We start from the raw sequence: 15,874 nt of genomic DNA, 5'->3' as shown, positions 1-15,874 counted from the left end.
ATCATGCGATTCTCACTATTCGTTCACATGGAGCGCGTCTCCGACCAGACCAGTCAGAAGCAGTTGTATGACGAAATGGTCGAGCTGTGCCAGATCGCCGATCGCGGCGGCATGCACGCCATCTGGACCGGCGAGCACCACGCGATGGACTTCACGATCGCGCCCAATCCGTTCCTCAACATCGCGGACCTCGCCAACAAGACTAAGAACGTGAGGCTCGGCACTGGCACGGTCATTGCGCCCTTCTGGCACCCGATCAAGCTCGCGGGCGAAGCCGCGATGACCGACATCATCTCGAATGGTCGTCTGGATCTGGGCATCGCACGAGGCGCATACTCGTTCGAGTACGAACGCCTGATGCCGGGGCTCGACGCGTGGGGCGCAGGCCAGCGCATGCGCGAACTCATTCCGGCCGTGAAAAAGCTCTGGGAAGGCGATTACGCGCACGAAGGCGAGTTCTGGAAATTCCCCTCGACCACGTCTTCGCCGTTGCCGCTGCAGCGCCCGCATCCGCCGATCTGGGTGGCCGCGCGCGATCCGAACAGCCACGAATTCGCGGTGTCCAACGGTTGCAACGTGCAGGTCACGCCGCTGCATTTCGGCGACGAAGAGGTCGAGAAGCTCGTCGGCCACTTCAACGCCGCGTGCGAGAAGTTCAGCAACGTGCCGCGCCCGCAGATCATGCTGCTGCGTCACACGTATGTGGCGAGCGGCGAAGACGACGCGCAGATCGCGGCCGACGAAGTGAACACGTTCTACAACTACTTCGGCGCGTGGTTCAAGAATGAGCGCCCTGTGAGCCGCGGCATGATCAAGCCGCTCACGAAGGAAGAGATCGGCGCTCACCCGTTCTACACGCCGGAGGCGATGCGCAAGAACAACGTCATCGGCACGCCCGAGGAAGTGATTGGGCGTCTGCGGGCCTACGAGAAACTCGGCTTCGACGAGTACTCGTTCTGGATCGATACCGGCATGAGCTTCGAGCGTAAGAAGGCGTCACTCGAGCGCATGATCAACGACGTCATGCCTGCATTCAGGTAAGGGGCGGATTCCATGGATTTTCATTTTCAGCTATATATCGACGGCCAGTTCGAACCGGGCGCCGCGACGTTCGGCAGCGTGAACCCGGCCACGGGCAAAGTGTGGGCGCAAATGCCCGAAGCGCGCGCGGAGCAGGTCAACCGTGCCGTCGAGGCGGCCAACCGCGCGCTGACCGATTCTGCGTGGGCCGGCCTCACCGCCTCGGCGCGCGGCAAGCTGCTGCACAAGCTGGCCGGGCTCGTCGAAAAGGCTGCGCCGCGACTCGCTGAAATTGAAACGAACGACACCGGCAAGATCATTCGCGAGACGTCGAGCCAGATCGCTTATGTGGCCGAGTTCTACCGTTACTACGCCGGGATCGCCGACAAGATCGAGGGTAGCCATATTCCCGTCGATAAGCCTGACATGCAGGTCTGGCTCGAACGGCAACCCGTCGGCGTGGTCGCCGCCATCGTTCCATGGAACAGCCAGTTGTTCCTTTCCGCCGTGAAGGTCGGGCCGGCGCTCGCCGCCGGCTGCACGGTCGTCCTGAAGGCTTCCGAGGAAGCCCCCGGCCCGCTGCTCGAGTTCGCGAGGCTCGTGCACGAGGCAGGATTTCCGCCGGGCGTAGTCAACGTGATCACCGGCTTCGGGCCGGAATGCGGCGCGGTGCTCAGCAGTCATCCCAAGGTGGACAAGGTGGCCTTCACGGGCGGCCCTGAAACCGCGCGGCATATCGTCAGGAACACGTCGAACAATCTTGCCAAGGTCTCGCTGGAACTAGGCGGCAAGTCGCCGTTCATCGTGTTCGCCGATACCGATATTCAGAGCGCGGTGAATGCGCAGGTCGCGGCGATTTTCGCCGCAAGCGGCCAAAGCTGCGTGGCGGGCTCGCGTCTTTTGATCGAGGCGTCCGTCAAAGACGAATTCCTCGCGTTGCTCGTGGAGCGCGTTTCGCGCATTCGCGTGGGCTCGCCCGATGAAATGACGACGGAATACGGGCCGCTGTGCACGGAACGACAACTGCGTAACATCGAGAAGATCGTCGCGAGTTCCGTGAGTCAGGGTGCAAAGGTGCTTGCCGGCGGCAAGGCGCTGGCGCGTGACGGCTACTACTACGCGCCGACGATTCTGGACTGCTCGGGCGCGAGCCACGCGGACAGCATCACGACGGAGTTGTTTGGGCCCGTGCTTTCGGTGGATACGTTCGCTTCGGAACAGGAAGCTATCGAGAAGGCGAACAGCACCGCCTACGGACTCGCGGCGGGCATCTTCACCACCAACCTCACCCGCGCACATCGCATTTCGCGGCGCGTGCGCTCGGGGATCGTCTGGATCAACACCTATCGGGCGGTTTCGCCGCTCGTGCCGTTCGGCGGCTTCGGGCTTTCCGGGCACGGCCGCGAGGGCGGCATGGCTGCCGCGCTCGAATACACGACGACGAAGTCCGTGTGGCTGCGCACCTCGGACGAACCGATCAGCGATCCGTTCGTGATGCGCTGATCCGTTCCCCGCTGCACCGCTTCAAAGCCGTTCCAAAGCCGCTTCAAAGCCGTTCAAGGCCATGCCGCGCCACCTTCGTGGCGTGGCTCGGCCTGTGCAATAAAGATGGAGACACTATGAAAAACCCGGCGAACGACAACAGCGTTCTGACCATTGAAAGCAACTCGATCGAGTATGTCGCTCCCGAGAATCGGCATGGCAAGCCAGCCGATCTGTTCACGTTGTGGTTCTGCACGAATGTCGCGCCGCTTGCGGTGATTTCCGGCGCGACTTCGGTTCTGGTCTTTCACCTCGACGTGATGAGCGCGATTCTCGCCATCGTCGCCGGGCAATTCTTCGGCGCCATTTTTCACGCCCTCACCTCTGCGCAAGGCCCGCTCGTCGGTGTGCCACAGATGATTCAAAGCCGCGCGCAATTCGGCCGCTATGGCTCGCTGCTCGTGGTCAGTTTCACCACGCTGATCTATCTCGGCTTCTTCGTCTCGAACATCATCCTGGCGGGCAAGACGCTCCACACCGCCGCGCCCGCGGTGCCCGTGCCGGTAGGCACCGTACTCGGCGCCATTCTCGCGACGCTCGTCGGCGTGATCGGCTATCACTTCATCCACCGCTTCAACAAGATTGGCGCCTGGTTCATGGGCGGCGCGCTACTGATCGGCATGATCATGATGGCGCCGGGGCTCAACGCGCAGATCTTGCGGCAGGGGCATTTCGACGTGTCGAACTGGTTCGCGACGTTCGGGCTGTGCGCCGTCTGGCAAATCAGCTTCGCGCCCTATACGTCCGACTATTCGCGCTACCTGCCGACCTCGGCGGGCTTTGCGAAGACCTTCGCGTTCACGTATTTCGGCACCTCGCTCGGCACCATTTTCGCGTTTCTCTTCGGCGTGCTGGCGGTCAGCACCGGCCACTCCACCGACGCCATGCAAGCCATCCGCACCCAAACGGGCGTGTTCGGCTATGTGCTGATCTTCCTCTTCCTCGTCAACATCATTGGCCACAACGGGATGAATCTGTATGGCGGGGTGTTGTCGTTCATTACCGCCGCGCAGACCTTCCGCCCCGACTGGGTGCCTGGCCGCACGGTGCGCATCGTCTTTTCGACCGCCTTGCTGGTCGCCTCTACTGTCACGGCGCTGTGGGCCTCGAGCAATTTCATCGCGATCTTCCTGACGGCGATCTTTGCGATGCGCATCGTGCTCGCGCCGTGGGTCGCGATCAATCTGGTCGACTTCTATCTGATCAACCACCGGCGCTATCGCGTCGCGGAAATTGTGAGCAGCCACGGTGGCGTGTACGGGTCCTTCAACTTCAAGGCCATCGCCATCTACCTCTTCGGCATCGCAGTTCAGGTGCCATTCATGGCGGAAAGCTTTTTCCACGGCGCGCTCGCGTCGATCGTCGGCAACGCCGATGTCTCGTGGATGGTTGGCCTCGTCGCGACTGCGCTGACCTACTACGTGTTCGCTTCGAAGGACCGTTCGCGTTCCACGCGCACGGCTGCGCCAGAGGCTCGCGCGGCCGAACGAGCGGCCCCGGTCAGGGAAGCGGCCTGAGCAACCGCGTGACGGCTGGCGCAGGCCTTAACTGAACGCAGGCGTTTGCGACAAGCTGCGATCGTGCTCAGCCGTTGTACGCGGTCTCGCCGTGCGAGCTGACGTCCAGGCCTTCGCGCTCGCCTTCCTGGTCGACGCGCAGGCCAATCACCATATCAACGAGCTTGAACGCGACGAACGACACCACGGCCGACCACACCAGCGACGTGCCCACGCCCCAGCATTGAGAGATCATCTGGCTCGCCATATCGTAGTCGCCAACCTTGTTCGCCACATAGTCATAGACGCCCGTGCCACCAAGCTTCGGTGAAGCAAACACACCCGTGAGCAGCGCGCCCGCAATGCCGCCGATGCAGTGCACGCCGAACACGTCGAGCGAATCGTCCACGCCAAGCAGGCGCTTGAGGCCGTTCACGCCCCAGTAGCAGAGCGCGCCCGCGATGAAGCCCATAATGATCGCGCCCATCGGTCCGACGAAGCCGCATGCGGGCGTGATCACCACGAGCCCCGCAATGGCGCCGGATACCGCGCCGAGCATCGACGGCTTGCCCTTGAGCGTCCACTCCACGACGGTCCATGAGACGGTCGCCGCGCAGGTCGCAAGCAGCGTGGTGACGAAGGCGAGCGCTGCCGCGCCGTTCGCTTCGAGATTCGAGCCTACGTTGAAGCCGAACCAGCCCACCCACAGCAGCGAGCCACCGATCATCGTCATCGTGAGGCTGTGCGGCGCCATGTGCTCGCGCCCGAAGCCCACACGCTTGCCGATCATGATCGCGCCCACCAGGGCCGCAATGCCCGCGTTGATATGCACGACCGTGCCGCCCGCGAAGTCGAGCGCGCCCTTCTGGAACAGGAAGCCCGCTGTCGCGTTGGCCTTTTCTGCCGCCGCGGCGCTCGTGTACGCGTCGGGTCCCGCCCAATACCAGACCATGTGCGCAATCGGCAGGTACGAGAACGTAAACCACAGCACCATGAAGGCCAGCACCGCCGAGAACTTCGCGCGCTCGGCAATGCCGCCAATGATGAGTGCGGGCGTGATCGCCGCAAACGTGAGCTGGAACGACACGTAGATGAATTCGGGAATCACCACGCCCTTGCTGAACGTGGCGGCGGTGGTGTCGGGCGTCAAGCCCGCGAGAAACATCTTGCTGAAGCCACCAAAAAACGCATTGCCCTCGGTGAACGCAACGCTGTAGCCATACACGGCCCACAGCACGCCGAGCAGACAGAAAATCACAAGCGTCTGCATCAGCACGGAAAGCATGTTCTTCGCGCGCACCATGCCACCGTAAAAGAGACCGAGGCCCGGCGCCGCCATCATGACGACCAGCAGCGTCGCGACGATCATCCATGCGGTGTCGCCCTTGTTCGGCACCGGCGCGGCGGCGCCTTGTGCGAGCGCAGGCAGCGAGAGCGCCAGTGCGCCGATTACCACGAGTAGTTTGCCCAAGCTTTTCATTGCACGATCCTGTAGAAAGGCGTTGCTTAAGGCGCGCGCAAGCGGCGCGGCCTTCACGACGCGCGTGTGGGAAAGAAGTTGGATAACAGTGCATGGCCTGCGCTGCCGGCTTGTCGTGCGCCCGCTTGCGCGTTTCGACGGTGCGCGCGGCAGTCTCCTCGCCCGCGCGCCCGGTGCTGCAAATACCGCTTGTTTTACGGCTTGCGTTACGTCTTGTTCTACGGCACGATCAACGCATGTTCAAACCGGGAATCCACGATGTGCCCGCCAGCGGCACGCGCGCCATGGCCGCCGATTCGACCGTCAACGCCACGAGGTCTTCCGGCTCCAGGTGATGCACGTTCTGCTTGCCGCACGCGCGCGCGATGGTCGTGAGTTCCATCGTGAGCGTCTTGAGGTAGTTCTTAACGCGGCGCGCGCCCTCTTCCGGTTCCAGGCGCTTTTCGAGCACGGCGTCCTGCGTCGTCACGCCCACCGGGCATTTGCCCGTGTGGCAGTGATGGCAGAAGCCCGGCGCGGTGTTGAGCGCCGCGTAGTCGCCCACCGCCGAGTGGAGCGCGCCGTTCTGGAAATACGATTCGCTGTTGCAGCCGAGCGCCATCAGCACGCCCTGGCCGATGGCCACCGCGTCCGCGCCGAGCGCGAGCGCCTTCGCCACGTCTGCGCCCGTGCGAATGCCGCCCGAGACGATCAGTTGCACCTTGCCCTTCATGTCGAGGTCTTCGAGCGCATCCACGGCCTGGCGCACCGCCGCGAGCGTCGGAATGCCCACGTTGTCGATGAAGCAGCTTTGCGTGGCCGCCGTGCCGCCCTGCATGCCGTCGATCACGACCACGTCGGCGCCCGCGTGCACGGCGAGCTTCACGTCGTTGAACGTGCGCGTGGCCGCGACCTTCACGTAGATGGGCTTCTGCCAGTCGGTGATCTCGCGCAGTTCCTGAATCTTGATGGCGAGGTCATCGGGGCCGGTCCAGTCGGGGTGGCGGCTCGCCGAGCGCTGGTCGACGCCTGCGGGCAGCGTGCGCATCGATGCCACACGCGGATTCACCTTCTGGCCGAGCAGCATGCCGCCGCCGCCCGGCTTGGCGCCCTGGCCGATCACGACTTCGATGGCATCGGCGCGGCGCACGTCGTCGGGATTGAAGCCGTAGCGCGAAGGCAGACATTGATAGACCAGCGTCTTCGATGACTGGCGCTCTTCCTGCGTCATGCCGCCGTCACCGGTGGTGGTCGAGGTGCCCGCCGCCGTGGCCGCGCGACCCAGTGCTTCTTTCACGTTCGCGGAGAGCGCCCCGAAGCTCATGCCCGCAATGGTCACAGGCGTGTCGAGCACGATCGGCTTCTTCGCAAAGCGCGTGCCGAGCACGGTCTGCGAGCTGCACTTCTCGCGATAGCCTTCGAGCGGATAGCGCGAGAGCGAGGCGCCGAGAAACAGCAGGTCGTCGAAGTGCGGCACGCTCTTCTTCGAACCGAGGCCGCGAATTTCATAGAGGCCGCGCTGAGCAGCGGTGTGAATGTAGTCGATGGTCTTGCGGTCGAAGGTGCTGGACTCTTCCTGTTGCAGACGCGCGAAATGAACCGGTTTGGTTTCCATGGGGACCTTCTCGATCGTGTGTTCAGTATTCCTGGTCCGCGTCGGCGTTCCAGTGATAGAGCGTGCGGGCCGAAGCGATGCGGCGGAACTGCGCCGGATCGTGATCGAGCCCTGCCGCGCCGAGCAGTTCGCGCACGGCGCTGAGGTCGGCGTCGGTCATCGGCTCGAATTGCGCGTCGGCGCCGAGCGATTTCACGTTGCCCTTCACGTAGAGCACCGCTTCGTAGAGCGAATCGCCAAGCGCGTCGCCCGCGTCGCCGCAAATCACCATGCGGCCCGCCTGCGCCATGAACGCGGAGAAGCTGCCCACCGAGCCGCCCACCACGATGTCGCCGCCCTTGAGCGAGATGCCGCAGCGCAGGCCCGCGTCGCCGTCGATCACGAGCAGGCCGCCGTGGGCCGAGGCGCCCGCGCCGTTCGAGGCGAAGCCGCGCACATGCACCTTGCCGCTCATCATGTTCTCGCCCACGCCCGTCCCGGCGCTGCCTTCGATCACGATGCTCGCGCGCTTGTTCATGCCGCCGGCGTAGTAGCCCGCATGGCCTTCGACGGTGATCTGCACGTTGGCGTCCACACCCACCGCAATGTTGTGCGCGCCGTTGGGCGAGGTCACGCTCACGCGCTGGCCGTTCAGTATCGCGCCGTCGCCATGCAGGTACTCGTTGAGTTCCCGGACGCCCTTTCCTTCCAGATCGAAAATCACGCCTTCCATACGTACATCTCCTCGGGTGCGGGTTCGAATACCTTCGCGTTGCGAATGTCGGGCAAATGCGCGAGCGAGCGGAACTCGGAAGCGATCGCCACGTAGTCGTCGTTTTCGGCCACGACAGCGGGTTTACACGCGAACGGATCGCGAATGAGCGCAAGCTCGCTCGACGTGCCCATCAGGAACGTGTAGAAACCGTCCAGTTCCTCGAAGCCTTTTTGCAGCGCATCGGGCAGCGAGTCGCCTTCACGCAGGCGCCATTCGAGAAAGCGGCACGCGGCTTCCGTATCGTTGTCGGTATCGAAGTGGATACCGAGCGGCTCCAGCTTGCGACGCACGCCATACGGGTTCGAGAGCGAGCCGTTGTGCACGAGGCAAAAATCTTCACCGGCCGTGAACGGATGCGCCCGGTCGGGCGTGACCGCCGACTCCGTTGCCATGCGCGTGTGGCCCACGAGGTGCGAGCCCTTGAGCCTCGTGAAGTCGTAGCGCTGCGCCACCTCGGCAGGCGACCCGATGTCCTTGTACAGATCGATCGAGCGGCCCGTGGAAAGCAGATAAAGTTTCGGATACTGCTCGTTAAGCCACGCCTTCACGGTGTCCGGATTGCCCTGCAGCGTGAGCACCGCATGATTGGCTTTCGCGTCGATGCGCGCCGTCACGTCCATTGCAAGGTTGAGCCTGTCGAGCAGCGTTTGCCACGGAAACTGCGCGCCCTCTTCCGTGAAGCCCGAATAGAGGCTCAGCTTGCGCTGGCTTGCATCCACTTCCTTGCCGAAGACGGCCAGGCCCGCCGAATCGGGACCGCGCTCGGTCATGCCGATCAGCATCGGCACCATCAGTTCGCCGAGCTTCTCGCGTAGCGCTGGCGTCTTCACCAGCAAGCCTACGATTCCACACATAGGTTTTCTCCTTAGAAAAATTCGAGGTAGCTCTTCAGTTCCCAGTCGGAAACGTGCCGCATGTATTCGAGCCATTCCATGCGTTTGAGCTTGATGAATTCCTGCGCAACCGGACCAAGCGCCTCGCAGATGAGCGTGTCCGCTTCGAGCGCGTCGAGCGCCTGTTCGAGGTTTTGAGGCAGCACCGTGATGCCGTGCTCAGCAAGCTTCGCGGGCGACCACTCGTAGAGGTTTTCGTTGGCGGGCGCGCCCGGATCGAGTTCACTGTCGATCCCGTCCAGCCCCGCCGCGATCACGGCCGCCGTCGCGAGATACGGATTGCACGAGCCATCGGGCAGGCGCAGTTCGATGCGCTCGCCCGGCATGCGCACCATCGTCGAGCGGTTGTTGTCGCCGTAGCTCACATAGGCGGGCGCCCATGTCGCGCCAGTGAGCGAGCGGCCTACCACGAGGCGCTTGTACGAGTTCACCGTCGGATTGCACAGCGCCGTGAGCGCGGGCGCATGTTTGAGCAGGCCCGCAGTGAACTGGTAGCCGAGCTTCGAGAGTCCCATGCCGAGCGGATCGGCGGCGTCGGCGAACAGGTTGCGCTTGCCGTCGCCGATCGAGACGTGCATGTGCATGCCGTTGCCCGGCCGGTTCGCAAACGGCTTGGCCATGAACGAGCAGATCATGCCGAGATCGTTGGCGATCTCGGAGGCGGCCATCTTGAAGAACACGTAGTGATCGCACGAGGTCAGGCAATCGGCATACGTGTAGTTGATTTCGAACTGGCCGTTGGCGTCTTCGTGATCGATCTGATAGACGTCGATGCCGACCGCGCGCATGGCGTCTGTCAGGCGCTCGAGAAACACGCGTGTGCGCGAAAGCCCCTTGTAGTCGTAGCACGGTTTCGCAAGCGTGTCGCTCGGGTCGCATGGTTCGAGCGTGCCCGATGCTGAGCGGCGCAGCAGCGAGAATTCAGGTTCGAGGCCGGTAAAAAGCGTCCAGCCGCGTTCGGTCACGCGCGCGACCTGACGCTTGAGCGTCACACGCGTGTCGTAGGCCCAGGGCTCGCCTTCGACGTGTCCGTCGCAGACGATACGCGCGAGACCTGGCTGCCACGGCACCGGCGTAAGCGTCGAGAGTTCGCCCACCGCCATGAAGTCCGGGCCATTCGGCTCGATGCCCACGCCCCAGATCGCGAAGCCTGCGAAACCGGCGCCGGCCTTGAGCACCGTTTTCAGATGCGAGACCGGCACCGACTTGGCCTTCGCCACGCCGTGAATATCCACGAACTGCGCCAGCACGTATTTCACGCCCTGCTGACTGAGCCAGCTCTGCGCGTCGTCGGCCGAGCCGAAGCGCGGCACGCTTCCCAGCTCGTTGACCGGCAGTTTTGCGTCATTGAGATTCATCGTCACTCCTTGCAACTCATCCGCGGTTGAAAGAGCGGTGCGCCCGACATCACGTCGGTGCGCACGCGCATTGTCCTTTTCGAAAATTCTCCATATGCAACTTTATTTCTTGACATGAAACATTCAGCGCACACGTATGCGCTCCGCCTGCTACGCTTCTGCTTTTAACCGAGGCCGAACATGCAAATCGGGGACGACAGCAAAGCACCACTCGAACGCTACCTGGGCGCGACGATCCGCGAACTACGCCAGCGTCACGATCTGACCATCGCCCAGGTCGCCGACCAGGCCGGCATCAGCCGCGGCATGCTCTCGAAGATCGAGAACGCGCAGACCTCTACCGGACTAGACGTTCTGCACCGCATTGCACAAGCCCTCGGCGTCTCGCTCTCCACGCTCTTTCGCAACTTCGACGTTCCGCAAGGCGACGCGCAGCTCGTCAAGAAAGGCGCCGGCATGGAAGTCGTTCGCAAGGGCACCAAACGCGGCCACACCTATCATCTGCTTGCCTACGACCAGGGCCCGCGCAAAGCCTTCGAACCCTTTCTCATCACCCTCGAAGACGAAGCCGAGCGGTTCCCGACCTTCGAGCATCCGGGCACGGAGTTCATCCACATGCTCAAGGGCGTGATCGAATACCGCCACGGCCAGCAGACCTACATCCTCCATCCCGGCGACACGCTCACCTTCCAGGCCGACATTCCTCATGGCCCCGAGCGACTCATCAAGACGCCCATCCAGTTCCTGTCGATCTTCATCTATCCGCCGGGAACTGCCGATTGAGGCACGGGCCCTGCCATCTTGCCTGCACTACCTCTTATGCAACGTCCGTGCCATGTTTATCCCCATGAATAAAACATTCCTGCCGATAAACACCTGGCGCGCATGCGGGCCCTCGCCATCTCGCTTTCCTGATTCGCTCGCATCGTTGTTTGCCTGCTGACGGTGCGCGGTTTTCCTGCCTGCTGTGCGCCACTGCACTGAATCAGGACGCGGGCTTACGTTCGAGTATCAGAATTGCTTATGAAAGCGCGGACGTCGGTGCGAGCGCCTGCACTGCGTCGAGCGCCGAACCGACCATGCGGGAAAGCGTGGGCTGCACGGTTTCGGCACGTTCCACGACGTAGTCGAATGGCGCACGCTCGTTCATGTAGGTGGACTGGCACATCTCCAGTTGAACCGCATGAATGCCGCGTTCCGGCGCGCCGTAGTTTCGCGTGATGTAGCCGCCCTTGAAGCGCCCGTTCGCGACCCACGTGTACGGGCTCGCGGCCATCGCATCGACAGCGGCCTGCTGCACCACGTGCGAGCAGGTGCGTCCGTCCTGCGTGCCCAGGTTGAGGTCGGGCAGCTTGTCGTCGAACAGCCGCGGCAGCACACTCGCGATCGAATGCGCTTCCCACAGCAGCACGTTCGCGTGCCGCTCGCGCAGTCGCGCAAGCTCCGCCGCAAGCGCGTCGTGATACGGCTGCCAGTATTGCGCGACGCGCGTGGCCCGCTCCGCCGCGTCGGGTGCGCAGCCGGGCCCGTAGATGGGTTCGCCGCGGAACGCTTCGCCGGGGCACAGGCCCGTCGTCGTCTGGCCGGGATAGAGGCTTTCGTCGTTGGGCGGCCGGTTCAGATCGATCACATAGCGCGAGACGCGCGCGCCGATCACCGTCGCGCCAAGCGCACGCACAAAGGCATAAAGACGATCGAGATGCCAGTCCGTATCGGCAACGGTGAGCGCTTCGTCCGTATAGAGATGGCGCAGCGCTGCGGGAATCTGCGTGCCCAGATGCGGTATCGATACGAGCAACGGCGCGTCGCCGCGCTCCAGCGAAAATAGTTCGGACATCTTCATACTCCTCTCGTACAAAAATTTCGATTCGGCTACATCAAAGCGTCTTCCGGCAGTTGCGGCAAGGCGCGCGCGAGCGCCGGCCTGATGGAGGCGTCCAGGACACGCCGCGTCAATGCGACGATTTCATGTGCGAATGCGTCCCACTCACCCTGCCGATGCAGCAGGAAGAAGTCACGCCGCCCGAGCCGTCCGGCTGGCAGCGGCAACACGTCGATCTCGGGCAAATAATGGCGCGCCTGCCAGAGACACAGCGGCGTGGAAATCGCAAAGCCGAGCCGGGCCGCGACGAGGCTCAGGAGCGGGTCGGTCGCGTCGAATTCATAGCGGCGCGGACTATTGATGCCGAGGTGCCGCGCATAACGCTCGACCTGCTGTCCGATCACCGAGCGCGGGGTGTAGCGGATCATCGGCATTTCGAGCGCAAGCGTGCGCCAGTCGATGTTCCTGCGCTCCGCGAGCAACGCGCGTGAAACGACCACGACGAATGCTTCCGAAAACAGCGGCACCTCGACGATGCGCGCGTCGTTGAGCGTCGTCTGCGTGCATACCGCGAGATCGAGTTCGCGATCGTGTAGCTGCTTGCTCAAACCCGGGGTCAAGCCGGACCACAACGCAATCTGCCGCGCCGAGCCCGACACCGCGCGAATCAGTTCCGGGCCCACGGTCGCCGCGAACGAATCCACGCAGCCAAGCCTTACCGGCAAGGTGCCCGCGTTCGACGCGTCGCCAATGCGCGCACTGACCATCTGCGCGTGCTCGAGCAGCGAGCCCGCCAGTTCAAGCAGCGCGCGGCCCGCGACGTTCGGGCGTGGAGGCCGGCTCTCGCGATCGAACAGGACTACGCCCTGGTCGCGCTCGAGCGCCGCGATTGCCTGACTCACCGCGCTCTGGCTCACGCCGAGCTGCTTGGCCGCGCCTGTCATCGATCCGGTTTCGCACACCGCAAGAAAGGCCTGCAAGGCGTTGAGGTCGATAGGCGCGTGGGTACGTCTCATGGGCTGCTCCACGGATGTCCGGGCAAATGACGCCACCGCGCCGTCTTCCGCATGATGCCGCCCTGGACGGCCAGCACGCGGAGGATGAGCGATTGCGGTGATGAACCATAAGTTTGCCTAATACAAAATTATGGCGCGCACCCCGGACGCAGAATTTGCCCATCGTTCACCCTCGGGGGCCCCATGAGCCACTTTGACTATGTCGTGATCGGCGCCGGCGTGATCGGCACGTCCGTCGCCCACCATCTCGCAGCGCTCGGCGCGAAAAGCGTTCTCGTCCTCGATCAGGGCACGATCGGCGCCGGTACCACCTCGCAGTCCTCCGGGCTGCTGCGCACGCATTACTCGGTGCGCCAGAACGTCGAACTCGCGCGCGCCTCCTGGTGGGCGTTCAACAATTTCGCCGACTATCTCGGCGATGACGAAGCGTCGTGCGGCCTCATCAAATGCGGCTACATGATCAGCGCGCCCGAAGGTGACAAGCTCGACCCGCTGGCCGCCTCGCTGCGCGCGCAGCAGGACATGGGCATCGAGGTGCAACTGCTCGACCGCCAGGCGGCGCAGGCGCGCCTGCCCATCGCCACCTTCGACGACGCCGCGCTGATCGGCTTCGAACCCGAAGCCGGTTTTGCCGACGCCTACCTCGTCGCGACCAGCTTCGCGCGCTCCGCACGCCGGCGCGGCGTCAAGATCATGGAAGGCGTGCGCGTGACCGGTGTCGTGCGCGAGGGCCGCCGCGTGGTAGGCGTGGAAACGACGGCGGGGCGCTTTGGCTGCGGCACGCTCATCAGCACGCAGAACATCTGGACGCCCGAACTCTCCGAGTGGATCGGGGTGCCGCTGCCGGTCAAGCCCGAGCGCCACACCGTGCTCGCACTCGAATGCGAAGCCGCGCCCTACACGTTCGCCATGCCGGCGTTCAAGGATCTCGGCTCGCCGGGCATGCTCTATTTCCGCAGCTACGGCGGTAGCCAGATGCTGGTCTCAGAAGGCGTGGTGGGTGACACGCTCAACGCGCCCGAGACCGAGCAGGGCGATATCTCGCTCGACTATGTGGCGGAAGTCGGCGCGCAGGTGGCAGAACACTTCCCCGCCTACGAAACGGCGGGACTCGCCTCTTCGTGGACCGGCGTGTACGACGTCACGCCCGACTGGAACCCCGTGCTCGGCAACATCGCCGACGTGGAAGGCCTCACCGTGGGCTTCGGCTTCTCGGGCCACGGCTTCAAGCTCTCGCCGGGCATCGGCAAGCTGCTCGCGCAGCACGCGCTCGGCCTGCCCCCCGACGTCTCCCTCGAACCGTATGCACTCGAACGCTTTGCAAGCGGCGCGCTGCTGACCGGCAAGTACGGTCTGGGCGCGGTGTCGTAACGCCATCGACCGATGTGCTTTCGCATGCAAACAGGAGAAAACTGATGACTGTCCGCATTCTGGTGCCCGTAAAACGCGTGGTCGATCCGAACGTGCGTGTGCGCTTGAGCGCCGCCGGCGCGATCGATACGGCCGGACTCAAGATGTCGCTCAATCCGTTCGACGAATGCGCGCTCGAAAAGGCGCTGCAACTGAAAGAGGCTGGCGTGGCCTCGCATGTCACGGTGCTGACCTGCGGCCTGCCCGCGCACCAGGACGTGCTGCGCACCGCGCTCGCCATGGGCGCCGACGGCGCCGTGCTGATCGACACGGGTTCTGCTACGGCCTCGCTCGATTCGCTGGCCGTTGCGCGGCTCGTGGCCACGCACATCAAGGAGGCCGAATATGGTCTCGTGCTGTGCGGCAAGCAGGCCATCGACGGCGACGTGGGCGGCGTGGCCGCCATGCTCGCCGCGCTACTGGGTTGGCCGCAGGCGCTGAACGCGAGCGCACTCGAAGCAGTGGACGGCGGCTGGCGCGTGAACTGCGGTGATGATGCGGGTACGGCGACGTGGCAGCTCGACGGCCCCGCCGTGGTCAGCGCAGATCTTCGACTGGCCGAACCGCGCCGCGTGACGCTGCCGAGCATCGTCAAGGCCAAGCAGAAGCCGCTTGCCGCGCGTGAAGCGGCGACGCTCGGCGGCGTGTCCGACGCACGCAGCCATGTGCTGAAACTAAACGATCCTCCGGTGCGCGAGCCTGGTGTGAAGGTAGACGACGTCGGAGCGCTGCTTGCAACACTTGCCGATCGACGCGTATTTGAATCCGTGGGAGTTTGACTATGAGAACGCTGGTTCTGGCCGACACCGATGTGGGGTCGATTGCCGATGTCACGCTGCGAGTGACGGGCGCTGCGCTGCAACTGGGGCAGCCCGTCGATCTGCTCGTATTCGATGCGTCGAGCGCGCCGGCGGCGGCGCGTGTGAGTGGCATCGAGCGCGTACTGGTCGCTTCCGCTGGCGCAGCCGATGCGCTCGCGCCCGAAACCATCGCGGCGCAATTGCTCGCCCTCGCGGGAGACTATTCGACGGTGCTCGCGGCACATCGCGCCTCCAGCCGGGCGGCGCTGCCACGCGCGGCGGCGCTCTCCGAGTCCGCATTCATCGCCGACGTGATCGCCATTCGCGAGTGCACGCAGTTCGTGCGCGGCCTCTATGCGGGCAGTGTGATCGCGACGGTGACGAGCGCCACGGCGCTCACTTATGCCAGCGTGCGACCCTCGTCGTTCGCCCCCGTGGCAGCAAAAGGCGGCGCAGCGGATGTCGTTGCGCTCGCACCGATTCCCCCGTTCGCGGCCACGCGGCTCGTCGAGCGTCGCGCCGCCGAACAAAGCGGGCAAGACCTGGGCACTGCGCGCGTCGTGATTGCAGGCGGCCGCGGCCTCGCCTCACAGGAGAACATGGCGCGCCTCGGACGGCTTGCCGACACGCTGGGCGCCGCACTCGGCGCCTCGCGCGCCGCCGTCGATGCCGGCTACGCGCCGAACGCC

14 protein-coding genes are annotated in these 15,874 nt (G+C 64.2%); 7 read left to right on the top strand and 7 right to left on the bottom strand.

Going from position 1 to position 15,874, the window contains the following annotated elements; translation table 11 throughout:
* The first annotated feature begins 3 nt into the window (after positions 1-3).
* From AB4Y44_RS14445 to AB4Y44_RS14435, 3 genes are all read left to right on the top strand, one after another.
* A complete protein-coding gene (locus AB4Y44_RS14445) occupies positions 4-1,041 on the top strand; it encodes an LLM class flavin-dependent oxidoreductase (protein ID WP_342922446.1) in 1,038 nt (345 codons plus the stop codon).
* Positions 1,042-1,053: 12 nt separating this feature from the next.
* On the top strand, positions 1,054-2,523 hold the full coding sequence (locus AB4Y44_RS14440) for an aldehyde dehydrogenase (protein WP_368699990.1): 1,470 nt from the start codon (positions 1,054-1,056) through the stop codon (positions 2,521-2,523).
* A 116-nt stretch (positions 2,524-2,639) separates the two neighbouring features.
* Positions 2,640-4,079: a cytosine permease gene (locus tag AB4Y44_RS14435; protein ID WP_368699989.1), complete on the top strand. Its 1,440-nt coding sequence runs from the start codon at positions 2,640-2,642 to the stop codon at positions 4,077-4,079.
* Positions 4,080-4,146: 67 nt separating this feature from the next.
* Here the strand turns inward: AB4Y44_RS14435 and AB4Y44_RS14430 are convergent, their stop codons facing one another.
* The 5 genes from AB4Y44_RS14430 to glnT form a co-directional block, all read right to left on the bottom strand.
* The gene (locus AB4Y44_RS14430) at positions 4,147-5,538 is read right to left on the bottom strand and encodes an ammonium transporter (RefSeq protein WP_368699988.1); all 1,392 of its coding nucleotides are present in this window, start codon (positions 5,536-5,538) and stop codon (positions 4,147-4,149) included.
* A 229-nt stretch (positions 5,539-5,767) separates the two neighbouring features.
* Positions 5,768-7,132: an FMN-binding glutamate synthase family protein gene (locus AB4Y44_RS14425; RefSeq protein WP_342922450.1), complete on the bottom strand. Its 1,365-nt coding sequence runs from the start codon at positions 7,130-7,132 to the stop codon at positions 5,768-5,770.
* A 22-nt stretch (positions 7,133-7,154) separates the two neighbouring features.
* Positions 7,155-7,844, bottom strand: a complete 690-nt coding sequence (locus AB4Y44_RS14420; RefSeq protein WP_342922451.1) for a protein glxC — start codon at positions 7,842-7,844, stop codon at positions 7,155-7,157.
* Positions 7,832-8,740: a class II glutamine amidotransferase gene (locus AB4Y44_RS14415; RefSeq protein ID WP_368699987.1), complete on the bottom strand. Its 909-nt coding sequence runs from the start codon at positions 8,738-8,740 to the stop codon at positions 7,832-7,834. Before AB4Y44_RS14415 ends, AB4Y44_RS14420 begins: the two co-directional genes overlap by 13 nt.
* 11 nt (positions 8,741-8,751) lie before the next feature.
* Positions 8,752-10,137 (bottom strand): type III glutamate--ammonia ligase, encoded by a 1,386-nt coding sequence (gene glnT / locus AB4Y44_RS14410; RefSeq protein WP_342922453.1) that lies wholly within the window; start codon positions 10,135-10,137, stop codon positions 8,752-8,754.
* Positions 10,138-10,317: 180 nt separating this feature from the next.
* Between glnT and AB4Y44_RS14405 the strand changes: the two genes are divergently transcribed.
* Positions 10,318-10,920: an XRE family transcriptional regulator gene (locus AB4Y44_RS14405; protein WP_342922454.1), complete on the top strand. Its 603-nt coding sequence runs from the start codon at positions 10,318-10,320 to the stop codon at positions 10,918-10,920.
* Positions 10,921-11,158: 238 nt separating this feature from the next.
* On the opposite strand, the gene hutG is transcribed toward AB4Y44_RS14405, so the two are convergent.
* Both hutG and AB4Y44_RS14395 read right to left on the bottom strand, forming a co-directional pair.
* Entirely contained in the window at positions 11,159-11,974 is an 816-nt protein-coding gene (gene hutG, locus AB4Y44_RS14400; RefSeq protein ID WP_342922455.1) for an N-formylglutamate deformylase, read from the bottom strand.
* Between the two features lie 35 nt (positions 11,975-12,009).
* Positions 12,010-12,975, bottom strand: a complete 966-nt coding sequence (locus AB4Y44_RS14395) for a LysR family transcriptional regulator (RefSeq protein ID WP_342922456.1) — start codon at positions 12,973-12,975, stop codon at positions 12,010-12,012.
* Between the two features lie 183 nt (positions 12,976-13,158).
* Here AB4Y44_RS14395 and AB4Y44_RS14390 point away from each other — a divergent pair, with 183 nt between their 5' ends.
* The 3 genes from AB4Y44_RS14390 to AB4Y44_RS14380 all read left to right on the top strand — a co-directional run.
* Entirely contained in the window at positions 13,159-14,346 is a 1,188-nt protein-coding gene (locus tag AB4Y44_RS14390; RefSeq protein ID WP_342922457.1) for an FAD-dependent oxidoreductase, read from the top strand.
* Between the two features lie 44 nt (positions 14,347-14,390).
* Positions 14,391-15,164, top strand: coding sequence for an electron transfer flavoprotein subunit beta/FixA family protein (locus AB4Y44_RS14385; protein ID WP_342922458.1), 774 nt, complete (start codon positions 14,391-14,393; stop codon positions 15,162-15,164).
* Between the two features lie 2 nt (positions 15,165-15,166).
* Positions 15,167-15,874: electron transfer flavoprotein subunit alpha/FixB family protein (locus AB4Y44_RS14380; RefSeq protein ID WP_368699986.1), on the top strand; the 708-nt coding region annotated here is incomplete at its 3' end.

Source organism: Paraburkholderia sp. BR10937 (assembly GCF_040965695.1).
In the GTDB taxonomy this organism is placed as follows: Bacteria; Pseudomonadota; Gammaproteobacteria; order Burkholderiales; family Burkholderiaceae; genus Paraburkholderia.
This window is presented reverse-complemented; position numbering and strand designations above follow the sequence as displayed.